Annotated in this window: 15 protein-coding genes; 7 read left to right on the top strand and 8 right to left on the bottom strand. The window is 71.2% G+C overall.

The genetic code is table 11. From position 1 onward, the window contains the following. Window positions 1–3: 3 nt before the first annotated feature. Together QFZ27_RS00785 and QFZ27_RS00780 are read right to left on the bottom strand one after the other, a co-directional pair. The gene (locus tag QFZ27_RS00785; protein WP_429224175.1) at window positions 4–2,133 is read right to left on the bottom strand and encodes a CHASE2 domain-containing protein; all 2,130 of its coding nucleotides are present in this window, start codon (window positions 2,131–2,133) and stop codon (window positions 4–6) included. 4 nt (window positions 2,134–2,137) lie between these two features. Beyond that, window positions 2,138–2,854, bottom strand: a complete 717-nt coding sequence (locus tag QFZ27_RS00780; protein WP_429224174.1) for a Crp/Fnr family transcriptional regulator — start codon at window positions 2,852–2,854, stop codon at window positions 2,138–2,140. A gap of 402 nt (window positions 2,855–3,256) precedes the next feature. Here QFZ27_RS00780 and QFZ27_RS00775 point away from each other — a divergent pair, with 402 nt between their 5' ends. After that, window positions 3,257–3,886, top strand: coding sequence for a FecR family protein (locus tag QFZ27_RS00775; protein ID WP_429224173.1), 630 nt, complete (start codon window positions 3,257–3,259; stop codon window positions 3,884–3,886). 14 nt (window positions 3,887–3,900) lie between these two features. Here the strand turns inward: QFZ27_RS00775 and QFZ27_RS00770 are convergent, their stop codons facing one another. Beyond that, complete coding sequence (locus QFZ27_RS00770) at window positions 3,901–4,158, bottom strand: hypothetical protein (RefSeq protein WP_429224172.1); 258 nt, start codon at window positions 4,156–4,158, stop codon at window positions 3,901–3,903. 146 nt (window positions 4,159–4,304) lie between these two features. Here QFZ27_RS00770 and gpt point away from each other — a divergent pair, with 146 nt between their 5' ends. Then, the gene (gpt, locus tag QFZ27_RS00765) at window positions 4,305–4,799 is read left to right on the top strand and encodes a xanthine phosphoribosyltransferase (RefSeq protein ID WP_429224171.1); all 495 of its coding nucleotides are present in this window, start codon (window positions 4,305–4,307) and stop codon (window positions 4,797–4,799) included. A gap of 7 nt (window positions 4,800–4,806) precedes the next feature. After that, a complete protein-coding gene (locus tag QFZ27_RS00760; protein ID WP_429224170.1) occupies window positions 4,807–5,967 on the top strand; it encodes a M24 family metallopeptidase in 1,161 nt (386 codons plus the stop codon). Here the strand turns inward: QFZ27_RS00760 and QFZ27_RS00755 are convergent. The 5 genes from QFZ27_RS00755 to QFZ27_RS00735 form a co-directional block, all read right to left on the bottom strand. Further along, window positions 5,964–6,581, bottom strand: coding sequence for a glutathione S-transferase family protein (locus QFZ27_RS00755; protein ID WP_429224169.1), 618 nt, complete (start codon window positions 6,579–6,581; stop codon window positions 5,964–5,966). The genes QFZ27_RS00760 and QFZ27_RS00755 overlap by 4 nt on opposite strands. A 96-nt stretch (window positions 6,582–6,677) precedes the next feature. Continuing rightward, a complete protein-coding gene (locus QFZ27_RS00750; RefSeq protein ID WP_429224168.1) occupies window positions 6,678–7,508 on the bottom strand; it encodes an ABC transporter permease in 831 nt (276 codons plus the stop codon). 2 nt (window positions 7,509–7,510) lie between these two features. Beyond that, entirely contained in the window at window positions 7,511–8,458 is a 948-nt protein-coding gene (locus QFZ27_RS00745) for an ABC transporter permease (RefSeq protein WP_429224167.1), read from the bottom strand. Window positions 8,459–8,487: 29 nt separating this feature from the next. Beyond that, window positions 8,488–9,960: an ABC transporter substrate-binding protein gene (locus tag QFZ27_RS00740; protein WP_429224166.1), complete on the bottom strand. Its 1,473-nt coding sequence runs from the start codon at window positions 9,958–9,960 to the stop codon at window positions 8,488–8,490. Between the two features lie 5 nt (window positions 9,961–9,965). Continuing rightward, window positions 9,966–11,069 carry a P1 family peptidase gene (locus QFZ27_RS00735; RefSeq protein WP_429224165.1) on the bottom strand — a complete coding sequence of 368 codons (1,104 nt, stop codon included), beginning with the start codon at window positions 11,067–11,069 and terminating at the stop codon, window positions 9,966–9,968. A 102-nt stretch (window positions 11,070–11,171) separates the two neighbouring features. On the opposite strand from QFZ27_RS00735, the gene QFZ27_RS00730 reads away from it, so the two are divergent. The 4 genes from QFZ27_RS00730 (at window position 11,172) to QFZ27_RS00715 (ending at window position 14,427) form a co-directional block, all read left to right on the top strand. Continuing rightward, on the top strand, window positions 11,172–12,359 hold the full coding sequence (locus QFZ27_RS00730) for a class I SAM-dependent rRNA methyltransferase (RefSeq protein WP_429224164.1): 1,188 nt from the start codon (window positions 11,172–11,174) through the stop codon (window positions 12,357–12,359). A gap of 67 nt (window positions 12,360–12,426) precedes the next feature. Beyond that, window positions 12,427–13,686: an ABC transporter substrate-binding protein gene (locus QFZ27_RS00725; protein ID WP_429224163.1), complete on the top strand. Its 1,260-nt coding sequence runs from the start codon at window positions 12,427–12,429 to the stop codon at window positions 13,684–13,686. Between the two features lie 90 nt (window positions 13,687–13,776). Continuing rightward, a complete protein-coding gene (locus QFZ27_RS00720; RefSeq protein WP_429224162.1) occupies window positions 13,777–14,079 on the top strand; it encodes a type II toxin-antitoxin system ParD family antitoxin in 303 nt (100 codons plus the stop codon). Between the two features lie 6 nt (window positions 14,080–14,085). Next, entirely contained in the window at window positions 14,086–14,427 is a 342-nt protein-coding gene (locus QFZ27_RS00715; RefSeq protein ID WP_429224161.1) for a type II toxin-antitoxin system RelE/ParE family toxin, read from the top strand. The last annotated feature ends 50 nt before the right edge of the window (window positions 14,428–14,477 follow it).

Below are 14,477 nucleotides of genomic sequence, written 5' to 3'. Positions count from 1 at the left end.
CCCTCAATCAACCGAGATCAGGTCGTCCTTGGCGCCCTCTGACAGGCGCCTCGTGTGCAGCCGCGCCAGCGGGTCCTCCGGATGGTCCGCCGTCAGCGCCGCGAACAGCATCGCGGCCCCGGCCTCGCCCCGGCGCAGCGCCGCATGGGCCGCGGCATAGGCCTCGGCGGGGGCAGGGCAGAGCTCGTCCGGGATCAGCGCCTCGACCGGGGCGCCGACGCCGCGCAGCAGCAGCCGCCCGACCGGGCGGAACCGCCGGTCCGGGCAGGCCTTGGCCGTGGCGGCGGAGACGCAGAGCGGCGTGCCCAGCCTCTTGTTGGCATTCTCCAGCCGCGCCGTCAGATTCACCACCTCGCTGTAGGCGGTGTAGTCGAAATGGTGACGGCTGCCGAAATTGCCGACCACGGCGCTGCCGGTGGCGACGCCGATCCGGGTGCGGCCGAAGGGCATGCCCTCGGCCCGGCGAGCAGCGGCGAAGCCGGTGGTGAAGCGGTGGATCGCCAGGGCGCAGGCGACGGCGCGTTCGGCATGATCGGGCTGGTCCACCGGCGCGCCGAACATCGCGTGCAGCGCGTCGCCGACCATCTTGTCGATGGTGCCGCCAGCCTCCAGCACGCAGCCGCAGACACCGTCGAAATAGACGTTCAGCGTCGCCACCAGCCGGTCCGGCGGCACCATCTCGCTGAGGCTGGTGAAGCCGGCGATGTCGGTGAAGATGAATGACATTTCGCGCCATTCGCCGCCCAGCCGCAGCCGCTCGGGATGCTCCGCCAGCCGGGCCACCAGGGCTGGGGCGAGATATTGCGCGAAGGCCGTGCGGATGGCACGGCGGTCGCGCTCGACCCGCCATTGCGCCGTCGCCGCGACCGCGCCGTGGGTCAGCAGCAGGCCCAGCATCGGCAGGGTCGGATCCAGCAGCAGCCCAGCCTGGCGATAGGCCAGGAAGGCGCCGGCAGCGATCGGGACCATGGCCAGGACCACGAGGCTGCCCGAGACGATCGCCGGCAGCCGCCGCCACGAGGCGACCAGGGCGAGGCCGAGCGCCAACAGCAGCCCGATCTCAAGCGCCATGCCCCAGGCCGGGCGCGTCAGGTGGCGGCCGAGCAGGATCTGCTCCAGCGCCTCGGCATGGGCGGTGACGCCGGCGATGCGGTCGCGCAGCGGCGTCAGCACGGTGTCGCCGAAGCCGGTGGCGGTGACGCCGATCAGCGCGATCCGCCCGCGCAGCGCCGTCGCCAGCTCGGCTTCCGGCACGGCAGGGTCCAGCACCCGCCACGCCGCCATCTGGCGCTCCGGCGTATCCGGCGTGAAGTGCAGCCAGAACTGGCCGTCCGGTGCCACCGGCAGGATCACCTCGCCGATCCGGATCGCATCCAGCCCCGGGCCGTCGGGTGCGGCCCGCAGCGTCACGGTGCCGGCGCCCTGGGCCACCCGCAGCGCCTCGACCGCGAGCGATGGGATCAGGGTGTCGCCGAGCCGGGAGACGGCAGGCAGCCGCCGCAGCACCTCGTCCCGACCCGTCGGCGCGCCGATGCTGCCGTCGCCCGAGGCCGCGGCTTCGAATTCCGGCAGGCTCGGCACCGCCCCGGCGAAGCGGTCGAGCCGCTGCCGCGCCGGCCCGATCTCGGCGAAGCTGGCGATGATGCGCGGCAGCCGGCCCGGCTCCTCGGCCGGGGCGAAGGCAACGACGCTGCGGGTCCGGCCGAGCGCCTCGGCAAGGTCGCGGTCGGGGTCCGGCAGGTCCCGGGTCAGCGCCGCCAGCACGGCCGGGTCGGCGCGGCCGGCCAGCAAGGTTCCGATCAGGGCCGGGGCGGTGCGGTCCGGCTCGGCCAGGACGAGGTCGAGCACGACCGCCGCGGCCCCGGCCTGCGCCAGCCGGTCGACCAGCCGGGCCAGGCGGTCGCGCGGCCAGGGCCATTGCCCGAGCCGGCGCAGGGATTCATCGTCGATCGCGACCACGCGGACCGGCACGGCGGGGTCGTAGGCGCGCGGCGCCAGCCGCTGCAGCAGGTCGAAGCCCTGCAGCCGCAGCGCCGCCATCGGCGCCGGATCGGCCAGGCGCAGCGCCACCAGCGCGGCCAGGACCAGGAGCCCGGGCAGGATCGGGCCGAAGCGGCGCCAGAGGCGGGGCATGGGGTCAGGGCGCCCCGGCGTCGGCGATGTCGGCGAGCCCCTCGGTGTCGCAGATCACCAACGCCCCGTCCTGCCGCCGCAGCAGCCCCTCGGCGGACCAGCGGCCGAGCTGCAGGTTGACCTTCTCGCGGCTGGCCCCGATCAGTTGGCCGAGGTCGCGCTGCGACAGGGCCAGCGGCAGCAGCACCTCGCCGCCCGCATTCCGGCCGCCATGGGTCTCGCTCAGCGTCAGCAGCAGCCGCGCCAGCCGCGACGGCAAGGTCATCAGGGCCACGCCCTCCAGCTGATCGCTGGTGCGCCGCAGCCGGGTCGACAGCAGCTCCAGCAGCCTGATGCAGGCCTCGGGCGACTCCTGCAGCACCGGTAGCATGTCGCGGCGATCCAGGCTCAGCAGCCGGCACGGGCCGAAGGCGACGGCGTCGGCGCTGCGGCCGCGGCCGTCCAAGAGCGACATCTCGCCGAAGATCTCACCGGTCTCGAGGATGGCGAGCAGGATCTCGCGCCCCTGCGGCGAGGTCAGGCGCAGCGCCACCCTGCCGGAGGCCACGATCATCAGGCTGGTGCTCTCGTCGCCGCGCAGGAAGATGGTGTCGCCGTCCTCGTGGCTGCGCTCGGTCAGCCGGGCGGCCAGGGCGTCGCGCTGGGCCGGGGGGAAGGCGGCGAAGAACGGGGTTTCGGAGAGGAGGCGACGCTTCTCCGCCGGCGGAACGTTAGCCCGCATGTCTCACCCTCCTTGCGCCCTGCGTCGCCTTGCGGTGAGTCGAATGAGGGCGCGGGCCGCGAAGAGCGTATCGGGTCATACGGTCGAGCGGCCCGCGCCCGCAGGCGGCCGCCGCAAGGCGACCCTTCGGGCCGTCGCCACAGGCCGGCATGGTGTGTCGAACGGCTTGCGCGATGCGCTGCATCGCGCTGCGCCGCTCTCCTGTCCTGCCGGCCTGTGGCGACGGCGCAGGGCACAACGAGGGTGAGACATGCGGGCTCGCCACTCGGACTCTCCTGCCTTGGCTGCGCTAGGATAGGGGCTGTCTTCCATCACGGGAAGGCCCGGTTGCGCTGCGCAATGACCCAGGTAACACCGGCCGGCCTCGCTCCGAACCATGATCTCTCGGAAAGGGAGATTGCGATGTCACGACTTTCACGCTCCGTCGGGCTGGTCCTCGCCTGCCTGCTGCTGCCGGCCCCGGCGCTGGCGCAGGACCGGCCGAAGATCGGCCAGGTCGACCGGCTGGAGCCGGCGGCCGGCGCCTACTACCAGGGCCAGGACCGGCTGCTCGACCCGGCGTCGCCGGTGTTCCTCGACGACACGCTGTGGACCGGCCCGCAGTCGCGGCTGCAGGTCAAGCTGGACGACGGCACCGAATTGACGCTGGGGCCGGCGGCCCGGCTGGCGGTCGACCGCTTCGCCTATGGCGGGGCCGATGGCAACGCCGCCCTGGCGCTGCGCCGGCTGCAAGGCGCCTTCATGTTCGGCGGCGGCGGTATCGAGCAGGCGCCCAACCACAGCGTGACCATCGAGACCGGGGTGGCCACGCTCGGGGTGCGCGGCACCCGCTTCTTCGCCGGCCCCATCGACGGCGCCTTCGGCGTCCTGGTCCTCGATGGCGCGGTCGAGGTCTCGACCGACGCCGGTTCGGTGACGCTGAACCCCGGCGAGGGCACGGCAGTCACCAGCCGCAAGGAGCCGCCGGGCGCGGTCAAGCGCTGGCCGGCCGAGAAGGTCCAGCGGGCGATGGCGATGGTCGGCTTCCGCTGAGGGAAGCCGAGGCCCTACAGGCCGAGCTCGCGCTTGATCTCGGCCAGGACGGCGCAGGCCTTGTTCGGGTCCTGGGCGCTGATCGCGGGCAGCGACTGGATCTTGCCGGAGATCGCGGACAGCTTGTCCTCGGGCATCGACCCGTCGCGCACCTTGGCGCCCCAGGCCGCGACCACGGCCGCGGATTCGGCGTTCACGTCGCAGGATTCGGCGGCCAAAGCGGGGCCGGCGATGAAGGCCAGAAGGCCGGCGGTCAGGACGAGGCGGAACATCCGATTCTCTGATGCAGCGCAGCCGCTGGGGCTGCGGGACGGAGAATTGGCTTCAAGCATGGCAGGATCAAGGCCGGCACACCCTTCCGGTGCCGGTCCGGTTGCGCTATGAAGCGCCAATTCCCAGGGGTGTAGGAGAACCGACCATGGCCGAGCACGCGTCGTTCCGGAAGGATTTCCCGGTCTCCTGGGAGGAGCTGCACCGCAACGCCCGTGCCCTGGCCTGGCGCCTGGCCGAGCTGGGGCCGTGGAAGGGCATCGTCGCCATCACCCGCGGCGGGCTGGTGCCGGCCGCGATCCTGGCGCGCGAGCTCGACGTCCGGCTGATCGACACGGTCTGCGTCTCGACCTATGACCACCAGGACCAGCGCGAATCCAAGGTGCTGAAGGCGCCGGTCCAGGGCGACGGCGAGGGCTGGCTGATCGTCGACGACCTGGTCGACACCGGCCGCACCGCCCGGGTGGTGCGCGACCTGCTGCCGAAGGCGCATTTTGCCACCGTCTACGCCAAGCCGGCCGGGCGGCCGCTGGTCGATACCTTCATCACCGAGGTCAGCCAGGACACCTGGATTTTCTTTCCCTGGGACATCGAGTACCGCTACGCCGAGCCGATCGCGGAGATCCGCGCCCAGAAGCGCTGAGGCCGCCATGCCGATCCATTTCGAGGCGTCGGAGCTGGCGGACCGCCGCCGCCGAATCTGTGCGGAGATCGCCGCCCGCGGCCTCGACGGCCTGCTGGTGTTCCGCCAGGAGTCGCTGTACTGGCTGACCGGCTACGACACCTTCGGCTATGTCTATTTCCAATGCCTGTGGCTCGGCGTCGACGGCCGGATGACGCTGCTGACCCGCTCCGCCGACGAGCGCCAGGCCTATTTCACCTCGGTGATCGAGGATGTCCGGGTCTGGGTCGACCGGGCGGGGTCGGAGCCGGCGGACGACCTGCTGGCGATCCTCGACGAATACGATGTCCGCGGCAACAAGGTCGGCGTCGAATGGGACGCCTATGGCCTGACCGCGGCGCTCGGCTTCCGGCTCAAGGCCAAGCTCGACGGCTATGCAGAACACGAGGACGCGTCCGATCTCGTCTCCCGCTTCCGGCTGATCAAGAGCCCGGCCGAGCTGGTCTATGTGCGCGAGGCGGCGAAGCTGGCCGACGCCGCCTATGACGAGGCGGTGAAGCTGACCGGGCCCGGCGCCTTCGAGGGCGACATCCTGGCGGCGATGCAGGGCGCGGTCTGGCGCGGCGGCGGCGACGACCCGGCCAACGAGTTCATCATCGGCTCCGGCCCCGGCGCCCTGATGTGCCGCTACTTCACCGGCCGGCGCCACCTCTCGGCCGAGGACCAGCTGACGCTGGAATTCGCCGGCACCTACCGCCACTACCACGCCTGCCTGATGCGCACCCTGCTGGTCGGCAAGGCCTCGCCGGAGCACCGGGCGATGCATAAGGCGGCGGTCGAAGCGCTGGAAGCGGCGAAGGCGGCGCTGAAGCCGGGCCACCCGCTCGGCGACGTGTTCGACGCGCATGCCAGGGTGGCCGACGCCGCCGGGCTGCGCCACGCCCGGCTGAACGCCTGCGGCTATTCGCTCGGCACCACCTTCGCGCCGAACTGGATGGACTCGCCGAGCCTGTCGATGTTCTTCCACGGCAACCCGACGCTGGCGGCGCCCGGGATGGTGTTCTTCATCCACATCATCCTCTACGACAGCAACCGGGGCCTGGCCATGACCTCGGGCCAGACCGTGCTGGTCACCGACACCGGCTGCGAGGCCCTGACCCTGGCGCCGACGGATCTGGTGGTCGCCTAATCCTGGGTTTCTCCCGACAGCGGCGTCGCCTTCATCGACGGGCGGCAGTTGAACGCGTCGAACCAGGCGGAGAGGCGCGGCCGGCCGGGGCGGAATTCCGGCAGGTTGCGGAACTCCAGCCAGCTCAGGGCCGTGGCCAGGGCGATCTGGCCCAACTCGACCGGGCCTTCCAGATCGACCTCGCGCTCGACGAAATCATAGGCCGCGACCAGCTTCGCCGCCTGGCCCGCGGCCAGGGCGGGGTAGCGCAGCGCCTCGGGCCGGCGTTCCGTCTCCCAGCGCAGGGCGATTCCGGCATCGGCCAGCCCCTGGGCCAGGGCCTGCAGCCGCAGCGTCAGGGCTCGCGCCCGGCCGGCGAACGGGATCAGCTTCGGGCCGTCATGCAGCTGGTCCAGATGGTCGCAGATCGCCACGGAATCGAACAACGCCAGATCATCGTCGCAGATCAGCACCGGCACCTTGCCCAGCGGATTGGCGGCGAACACGGCCTCGTTGCGCCGGGTCGGGCTGGTCTCGTGATGGATCACCTCGATCCGGCCGGCCAGCCCCGCCTCATGCGCCATCACCAGCACCTTGCGGGCATAGGGGGAATGGGTCTGGTACAGCAGCTGCATGGTCGGGTCCCGGGATGGAGTGGAATTGCCGTGACCCTATCCGCCGGCCGGCGGGAGGTGCGCGCGATGATCGTGGTCACGAGCAAGTTTTTTGCGTCAGCCGAGCCGGCCGACCTTCATCCGCGGATCCAGCAGGTCGCGCAGCCCGTCGCCGATCAGGTTCAAGCCCAGCACCGCCACGGCGATGGCCAGGCCCGGGAACACCGCCTGCAGCGGCGCCTGGGCCAGCAGGGTCTGGGCATCGAGGAGCATCTTGCCCCAGCTGGCCTGCGGCGGCTGGGTGCCGAGGCCGAGATAGCCCAGCGCCGCCTCGGCCAGGATGGCGATGGCGAACTGGATCGTCGCCTGCACGATCAGGGCGTTGGCCATGTTCGGCAGCACGTGGCGCAGCGCGATGTCCAGGCGCGACCGGCCCAGCGACTGGGCGGCGCGGACGAAGTCGCGGCCATACACCACCAGGGCGGCGCCGCGCGCCACCCGGGCGAAGACGGCGATGTTGAAGATGCCGATGGCCAGGATGGCGTTGACTGCGCCGGGGCCCAGCAGCGCGGTGATCAGGATGGCGCTGAGGATCGCCGGGAAGGCGAAGGTCAGGTCGACGGCGCGGCCCAGGATCTCGTCGGTCCAGCCGCGCTTCGCCGCGGCCCACAGGCCGAGCGGTACGCCGATGACCAGGCCGATCACCACCGCGACCACCCCGACCGCGACCGAGGTGCGGGCGCCGACCATGATGCGGGACAGCGTGTCCCGGCCCAGCTGGTCGGTGCCCAGCCAGTGCAGCGCACCCGGTGCCTGCAGCTTCTGGGGAATCGAGATGGCGTTCGGCGGAAACGGCGTCCAGGCCAGGCTGAGCACGGCCATGCCGATGAAGACGGCGCAGAGGGCGAGGCCGAGGGCGAAGCCGCGATGGACGAGCAGCCGGATCATCGTCACCCCGCCTGCTTCGGCCGCGGGTCGATCACGGCATAGACCACGTCGACCAGGAAGTTGACCGTGACGACGATGGCGGCCAGAAGCACCACCACGTCCTTGACCACGATCAGGTCGCGCTGGGCGATGGCCTGGAAGGCCAGCCGGCCCAGGCCGGGCAGGGTGAACACGTTCTCCACCACCACCGCGCCGGCCATCAGGAAGCCGAACTGCAGCCCGACGATGGTGGCGACCGGGATCAGGGCGTTGCGCAGCACGTGGCGGCGCAGCACCTGGCCCTTCGACAGGCCCTTGGCGCGGGCGGTGCGGACATAATCCTCGCGCATCGTCTCCAGCATCGCCGAGCGGACGATGCGGGCCAGGATCGCCGCCTCGGTCAGGGCCAGTGCCACGGCCGGCAGCACCAGGGCCTGCAGCGCCGCGCCCCAGCCGGCCGACCAGCCGGGGAAGCCGCCGGCGCCGAACCAGCCGAGTTGCAGCGCGAACAGCCAGATCAGCATGATGCCGACCCAGAAGCTGGGCACGGCGAGGCCGAGCTGGCTGAACCCCATCACCCCCCAGTCGCCGACGCGGTTGTGCTTCACCGCCGCCAGCATGCCGAGCGGGATGGCCAGCGCGGTCGACAGCAGCAGGGCCAGCAGCGCCAGCGGCGCGGTCACCGCCAGCCGGTCGCCGATCAGCTTCACCACCGGCAGCTTGTAGGTGTAGCTGGTGCCGAGATCGCCGGTCAGGGCGCCGCCGACCCAGTCGAGGTAGCGGACCGGCGCCGGCCGGTCGAGGCCCATCTGGCTGCGCAGGGCGGCCAGGGTGTCCTCGCGCGCCTCGGTGCCCAGCATCAGCAGGGCCGGGTCGCCGGGCAGCACCTCCAGCACGGTGAACACCACCACCGAGGCGGCGAACAGCGTGAACAGCAGCGTCACCACCCGCCGCCCCAGAAAGCCGAGCATCGGTCAGGCGCCTGGGTCAGTGCGGCCGGTCATTCCGCCCAATAGGCCTTGGTCATGTCGTTGGCGGCGATCGGGCTGTTCTTCCACATCCCCATCAGCTTGGCGTTCCGCACCCCGGTCTTGGGCAGCTGGAACAGGAACACCGCGGCCTCGTCGTCCGAGAGGATCTGCTGCGCCTGCTGGTACAGCGCCTTGCGCTGCTCCGGGTCGACCGTGCTGTTCAGCTGCTGGATCACCTGGTCGAAGGCCGGGTTGTCGTAGCCGAAATAGTACTTGTCCTTGCCGCGGGCGTAGATGTCGATGTCCAGCGCCTCGGTGTGGGCGACGATGGTCATGTCGTAGTCGAAGCCCTTGAACACCTGCTCCAGCCACTGCGCCCATTCCACCGGCACCAGCTCGACCTGGACACCGATCTCGGCCAGCTGCGCCTGGATGATCTCGCCGCCGCGGCGGGCATAGCCGGGCGGCGGCAGCTTCAAGGTCGCCTTGAAGCCGTCCGGATAGCCGGCCTCCGCCAGCAGCGCCTTGGCCTTGGCCGGGTCGTAGGGATAGGCGCCGGTCAGGTCCTTGTAGGCGGCCTCATAGGGCGCGAAATGGCTGCCGATCGGGGTGCCATAGCCGAACATGGCGCCGTCGATCAGTGCCTGGCGGTCGATCGCCATCGCCAGGGCCCGCCGCACCTTGACGTCGCCGAACGGCTTGCGGCGCTGGTTCACCGCCAGCACGGTCTCGCCGGCGGTGGTGCCGATCTCGACCGCGAAGCGCGGATCGGCCTTGAACTGGTCCAGCGTCTCCGGCGCCGGCATGTTCGGGAAGGCGTCGATGTCGCCCGACATCACCGCGGCCGAGGCTGCCGCCGGGTCGGCGACGAAGCGGAAGGTCAGCCGGTTCAGCTTCGGCTTGTCGCCGGCATAGGCGTCGGTGCGCTCGAGCGTGACGTGATCGCCCGGCACCCATTCGACGAATTTGAACGGCCCGGTGCCGACCGGGTGGGTGCCGTTGTCGGCGGCGGAGTTCGGCGCCACGATCAGCGCCGCCGCCTGGCCGAGATGGAACAGGAACAGCCCGTCCGGATGCGACAGGGTGATCACCACCTGGTCCGCGGCCGGGGTGTCGACCGACTGGATCGGCTCGAAGAAGACCTTCTGCGGGTTGGTCGAATCGGCGGCGCGGGCGCGGTCCAGCGAGAACTTCACCGCCTCGCTGTCGAATTTGGTGCCGTCGTGGAAGGTGGTGCCGCGGCGCAGGGTGAAGGTGTAGGTCAGCCCGTCGTCGGACACCTTCCATTCGGTGGCCAGCCCCGGCTGCACCTGGCCGTTCTCGTCGATCCGGGTCAGCCCCTCGAACAGGTTGGCATAGACCACCTCGGCAATGGCCGCGGCGGCGCCGCCGGTCGGGTCCAGGTTCGGCGGCTCCAGCACCATGCCGATCACGGCCTGATCCTTGGCGGCCAGCGCCGGCGTTGCGATCAGCCCGGCCGCCAGAACGGCGGCTGCGAGCATGGCCCTCATCCCCATCGTCGTCTCCCTGTGCCGATGAGACCGAATCCCCCGGCCCTTCGCGTTCGCCGCGGATGATGGCAGCGCCGCCGGGGCGGGTTCAAGGCTTGCCGTATTTCTCCCGCCAGGCGGTGTGCGGCCCCAGCGTTTCGGCATGCCAGACGCCGCGGGCGATGGCGCGGGCGGACGCAGTCGGCGGCGATGGCGCCGATCCGGGCCAGCGCCACGGCCCGCGGCTCCGGCAGCGGCACGGCGCCGGTGGCCAGGGCGAAGATGGTGTCGCCGTCCATCGGCGTGTGCACCGGGCGGATGGCGCGGGCCAGCCCGTCCTGCGCCATGATCGCCAGGCGCCGCGCCTCGGCCTTGGTCAGGGCCGCGTCGACCGCGACGATGCCGATCGTGGTGTTGCCGCCAGGCTCCGGTGCCGGATGGCGATAGAGCTCCGGCTCCGGTCCCGCCGGCCCGGTCGGGCGGTGCGGGCCGCCGAACTCGCCCTCCTGCTCCCAGGGCCAGGCCCAGAAGGTGCCGTCCGGCATGGTCACGGCGCCGACCGGGTTGGCGGCGACCAGCGCGCCGACGGTGATGCCGGTCTCGGGATCGATGGCGGAGGCGGTGCCCAGGCCGCCCTTGCAGGTCGCGGTCTTGGCCCCGGTGCCGGCGCCGGCATTGCCCTGGCGCACCTCCGCCCCGGCGGCGTCGCAGGCGGCCAGGGCCAAAGCGCGATAGGGCGGGGTATCGCCCCAGTTCTTGTCGCCGCCATTGGTCAGGTCGAACAGGATCGCGGCCGGCACGATCGGCACCCGGATGGTGCCGACCGGATGGCCGCGGCCGCGCGCGGCGAGCCAGGCGACGACGCCCGACGCCGCCTCCAGCCCGTGCACCGAGCCGCCGGACAGCACGACCGCGTCGATCGCCTCGACCAGGCAGGTCGGATCCAGCGCGTCGGTGTCGCGCGTGCCGGGCGCGCCGCCGCGGACATCCACGGCGGCGGTGCAGCGCATCTCCGGCAACAGCACGGTGACCCCGCTGCGCACGGCCAGGTCTTCGGCCTGGCCGACCAGAATCCCGGCGATGTCGGTGATGGAATTGCGCGGGCCCGGGCGGATGGTCATGACGGTCTCTGCGGTAGCGTCACGGCCAGCAGACAGGACCGGCCGGTGCGGCGTCAACGTCGCGGTTCCCGTCGGGCGGCAGCGCCCCTATGCTCCGCCGCCATGACCGACCTGCCGCTCATCCGCCTGCAGCCCGGCCGCGACAAGCGCGTCGCCGCCGGCCATCCCTGGATCTTCTCGAACGAGATCGCCATGACGCCGGAGCTGCGCGAGGTGCCGCTGGGCGCCCCGGTGCGGGTCGAGGCGGCCAGCGGCAAGGCCCTGGGCGTCGGCGGCTTCAACCGACACGCGCTGATCGCGGTGCGCATGCTCGACCGCAGCCCGGACGCGGCGATCGACACCGCCTTCCTGCGCCGGCGCCTGGCCGCGGCGCTGGCGCTGCGCGACACGCTGTTCGACCGGCCCTTCTACCGTCTGGTCCATGCCGAGGCTGACGGGCTGCCGGGGCTGATCATCGACCGCTATGGCGACGTGCTGGTGCTGCAGAGCAACACGGCGCTGATGGACCGGCTGGAAGGCCCGCTCTGCGACGCGCTGGAGGATCTGCTCAAGCCCCGCGCCATCGTGCTGCGCAACGACAGCGCCGTGCGCGGCCTGGAAGGGCTGGCGGAGGAGGTGAAGGTCGCCCGCGGCGCCCTCGACGGCCCGATCGCGGTGGAGGAGAACGGCGCGAGCTTCGAAGCCGATCCGGTCGGCGGCCAGAAGACCGGCTGGTTCTTCGACCAGCGCGACAACCGCGCCTTCGTGGCCAAGCTGGCACGCGGCCGCCGCTTGCTCGACGTCTACACCCACACCGGCGGCTTCGGCATCCAGGCGGCGCTGGCGGGGGCGGAGGCGGTGACGCTGGTCGACCGCTCGGCCCCGTCGCTGGAGCTGGCGGCCAAGGCGGCGGCGGCCAACGGCGTCGCCGACCGGGTGTCGACCGCCCGCGGCGAGGCCTTCGCCGAGCTGGAGCGCCGGGGCGGGGAGGGAGAGCGCTGGCCGGTGGTGGTGGTCGACCCGCCCGCCTTCGTCAAGTCGAAGAAGGACCTCGCGGCCGGGTCGCGCGGCTATGCCAAGCTGGCCCGGCTGGCGGCGCGGGTGACCGAGCGCGGCGGCTTCCTCTGCATCTTCTCCTGCAGCCACCATGTCGACCCGGCGCTGTTCGCCGAGCAGGTGGCGCGCGGGCTGGTCGATGCCGGGCGGATGGGCCGGATCCTGCGCCAGTCCGGCGCCGGGCCGGACCATCCGGTGCACCCGCTGCTGCCGGAGAGCGCGTATCTCAAGGGCATCGTGCTGCAACTGGACTGACCGGCGGGGTTGACAAGCCGGGCCGCTCCCGCTGGTCTAGACCAGCCAAAAGGGGAGGCCCGAGACAATGATCGCTATCCTATCCCGCGCCCTGCTGACGGGCGCGGCGCTCGCCGCGCTGGCCGGAACGGCCCGCGCCGAGGACGTCACCCTGACGATCGAGAGCTGGCGCAACGACGACCTCAAGATCTGGCAGGACAAGATCATCCCGGCCTTCGAGTCGGCGCATCCGGGGATCAAGCTGAACTTCGCGCCCTCGGCGCCGACCGAGTACAACGCCGCGCTGAACGCCAAGATGGAGGGCGGGGTCGCCGGCGACATCGTCGCCTGCCGCGCCTTCGACGCCTCGCTGGCCCTGTTCCAGAAGGGCCATCTCGCCTCGGTCAACGACCTCAAGGGCATCGACGCCTTCCCGGAGGCGTCGCGGACGGCCTGGAGCACCGATGACGGCAAGACCACCTATTGCGTGCCGGTCGGCTCGGTGATCGGCGGCTTCATCTACAACAAGTCGATCTTCGACAAGCTCGGCCTGACCCCGCCGCAGACCGAGGCCGAGTTCTTCGCCCTGCTCGATAAGATCAAGGCGGCCGGCGAGATCCCGCTGTCGATCGGCACCGCCGACCAGTGGGAGGCCGCGACCATGGGCTTCCAGAACATCGGCCCGAACCACTGGCAGGGCGATCCCGGCCGCAAGGCGCTGATCGCCGGCACCGCCAAGTTCACCGACGCGCCCTACGTCGCCGCCTGGGCCGAGCTGGCGAAGTGGAAGCCCTATCTGGCCGACGGCTACGAGGCCCAGTCCTATCCGGACAGCCAGAACCTGTTCACCCTCGGCCGCGCCGCGATCTACCCGGCCGGGTCGTGGGAGATCCCGCTGTTCGAGGCCCAGGCCGACTTCCCGCTCGGCGCTTTCCCGCCGCCGGTGGCGAAGGCGGGCGACCCCTGCTTCATCTCGAACCACACCGATCTCGGCTTCGGCATGAACGCCCACAGCAAGCATCCGGAGGCGGCGCGCGCCTTCCTGGAATGGGTGGCCTCGGCCGAGTTCGCGACGCTGTACACCAACGCCCTGCCGGGCTTCTTCACCCTGTCGACCCACAAGGTCGAGCTGAAGGACCCGCTGGCGGCAGAGTTCCAGGGCTGGAAGGACAAGTGCGGCGGCAATATCCGCCTGGCGCACCAGATCCTGTCGCGCGGCAAGCCGAATGTCGACCAGGCGATCTGGAACGTCTCGGCCCAGGTGCTGAACGGCTCGATGACCGCCGAGCAGGCCGGCGCCAAGGTGCAGGAGACCCTCGACGCCTGGTACAAGCCGCCGGGGAAGTGAGGGCGCGGGCTGACCATGATAGGGCCATTGGCATAATATGCCAATGGCCCTATCTTATTCCTCTGCAGTCGTCTTCAGAGGACAGCCGCGATGCCGACCCGCAACGTCGTCGTGACCGATCATCAGGCCGAGCTGATCGAAGGGCTGGTCAAGTCCGGCCGCTACCAGAACGCCAGCGAGGTCCTGCGTGAGGGGCTGCGCCTGGTCGAGCAGCGCGAGCAGGAGGACGCGGCCAAGCTGGAGCGTCTGCGGGCCGCGGTCGATGTCGGAATCGCGGCGATAGAGCGCGGAGAGTACATCGAGTTCGACTCCATGGACGATCTGGAGCGGCACATGAACGCCATAGCCGAGAAAGCCATAGCCGGCGCCCTCAAATCCGGTTCGGCGGACTGATCCCGGATGGCCGAGGGCCGCTGGCAGGTCCGCTTGAGCATCGCGGCCGACCAGGACCTCGCTTCCATTCTTCATTGGACCACCCAAGCCTTCGGTCCGAAGCAGGCGGGCGACTATCGGCAGACGATCGTCCAGGCCGCCCGGGCACTGGGCTCTGGGCCGGATCTTCCGGACAGCAAGGCGCGCGACGAGATCCGGGCTGGTGTCCGCATACTGCGTGTCGCCAGGCGTGGTCGCCGCGGCAGGCACATCCTGGTCTATCGGGTCGTCGGCGAAGGCGTCATCGAAGTGCTGCGCATCCTCCACGATGCAATGGACCTCGGACGCCATGTGCCTCCTGGACAATGAGTTGCAGGCGGGCTCGTCGCAGGCAAGTCCGACGCTTCGTCACCGGCACG

The organism is Inquilinus ginsengisoli (assembly GCF_050434925.1).
Taxonomy (GTDB): domain Bacteria; phylum Pseudomonadota; class Alphaproteobacteria; order DSM-16000; family Inquilinaceae; genus Inquilinus; species Inquilinus ginsengisoli_B.
The sequence above is the reverse complement of the archived record's forward strand: the minus strand, read 5'-3'. Positions and strand labels throughout refer to the sequence as shown.

Excerpts from the sequence above, each read along its gene's own strand:
- QFZ27_RS00785 (WP_429224175.1), bottom strand. The coding sequence starts at position 2,133 with ATGCCCCGCCTCTGGCGCCGCTTCGGCCCGATCCTGCCCGGGCTCCTG.
- QFZ27_RS00780 (WP_429224174.1), bottom strand. The coding sequence starts at position 2,854 with ATGCGGGCTAACGTTCCGCCGGCGGAGAAGCGTCGCCTCCTCTCCGAA.
- QFZ27_RS00775 (WP_429224173.1), top strand. The coding sequence starts at position 3,257 with ATGTCACGACTTTCACGCTCCGTCGGGCTGGTCCTCGCCTGCCTGCTG.
- QFZ27_RS00770 (WP_429224172.1), bottom strand. The coding sequence starts at position 4,158 with ATGTTCCGCCTCGTCCTGACCGCCGGCCTTCTGGCCTTCATCGCCGGC.
- gpt (WP_429224171.1), top strand. The coding sequence starts at position 4,305 with ATGGCCGAGCACGCGTCGTTCCGGAAGGATTTCCCGGTCTCCTGGGAG.
- QFZ27_RS00760 (WP_429224170.1), top strand. The coding sequence starts at position 4,807 with ATGCCGATCCATTTCGAGGCGTCGGAGCTGGCGGACCGCCGCCGCCGA.
- QFZ27_RS00755 (WP_429224169.1), bottom strand. The coding sequence starts at position 6,581 with ATGCAGCTGCTGTACCAGACCCATTCCCCCTATGCCCGCAAGGTGCTG.
- QFZ27_RS00750 (WP_429224168.1), bottom strand. The coding sequence starts at position 7,508 with ATGATCCGGCTGCTCGTCCATCGCGGCTTCGCCCTCGGCCTCGCCCTC.
- QFZ27_RS00745 (WP_429224167.1), bottom strand. The coding sequence starts at position 8,458 with ATGCTCGGCTTTCTGGGGCGGCGGGTGGTGACGCTGCTGTTCACGCTG.
- QFZ27_RS00740 (WP_429224166.1), bottom strand. The coding sequence starts at position 9,960 with ATGCTCGCAGCCGCCGTTCTGGCGGCCGGGCTGATCGCAACGCCGGCG.
- QFZ27_RS00735 (WP_429224165.1), bottom strand. The coding sequence starts at position 11,069 with ATGACCATCCGCCCGGGCCCGCGCAATTCCATCACCGACATCGCCGGG.
- QFZ27_RS00730 (WP_429224164.1), top strand. The coding sequence starts at position 11,172 with ATGACCGACCTGCCGCTCATCCGCCTGCAGCCCGGCCGCGACAAGCGC.
- QFZ27_RS00725 (WP_429224163.1), top strand. The coding sequence starts at position 12,427 with ATGATCGCTATCCTATCCCGCGCCCTGCTGACGGGCGCGGCGCTCGCC.
- QFZ27_RS00720 (WP_429224162.1), top strand. The coding sequence starts at position 13,777 with ATGCCGACCCGCAACGTCGTCGTGACCGATCATCAGGCCGAGCTGATC.
- QFZ27_RS00715 (WP_429224161.1), top strand. The coding sequence starts at position 14,086 with ATGGCCGAGGGCCGCTGGCAGGTCCGCTTGAGCATCGCGGCCGACCAG.